General features: G+C 65.4%; 1 protein-coding gene. It reads left to right on the plus strand.

The features are described 5' to 3' along the window. On the plus strand, positions 1 to 397 hold a 397-nt coding region (locus tag E6R62_RS38620; protein WP_240802157.1), incomplete at its 5' end, for an antibiotic biosynthesis monooxygenase. Positions 398 to 570 lie beyond the last annotated feature (173 nt).

Raw genomic sequence — 570 nt, forward strand, 5'->3', positions numbered from 1 at the left:
GGCCTCGGTGCCGCGGGGCAACCGACAGCGAGAGGAAGTACCGAAAATGGCCAAGCAGCAGAGTCTCGACCCGAGTACGCCGATGTTCGCGCAGTTCAAGGAGAAGACCGGACCCGTCGTCCTGGCCAACACCTTCGTCGTCCCGAAGGAGAGGGCTGAAGCGTTCCTGGCCCTCTTCCGGAGGCAGGCGGAGTTCATGAAGGCTCAGCCGGGATTCGTCTCCTTGGAGATGCACAAGGGAACGGCGGACAGCCGGCTTCTGATGAACGTCGCGGTCTGGGAGTCGACCGAGGCGCTCGCCACGGCTTTCGGCAGCCCGGAGTTCCAGCGCATGGCGGCCGAGTTCAGCGACGACATCGTGTCGTACCCGCACATATTCGAGCAGATCAACGTATGACACGGCGGTTGCAGCAAGAGAGGGCAGGCGGAGAAGCCCTGCCCCTCCCCCGGCGCACTGGTGGTGGCGGGATCGCGACAAAACCGGCATCGGCGAAGACGAACCGGCAGGCCCGTGCGGCTGGAGACCGAGTGAGGCGATCTTGCCCCGACCCGCGCCGGTCCGCGTCATCT

Origin of the sequence: Streptomyces sp. A1136 (assembly GCF_004795055.1) — a bacterium.
Classification (GTDB): Bacteria; Actinomycetota; Actinomycetes; order Streptomycetales; family Streptomycetaceae; genus Streptomyces.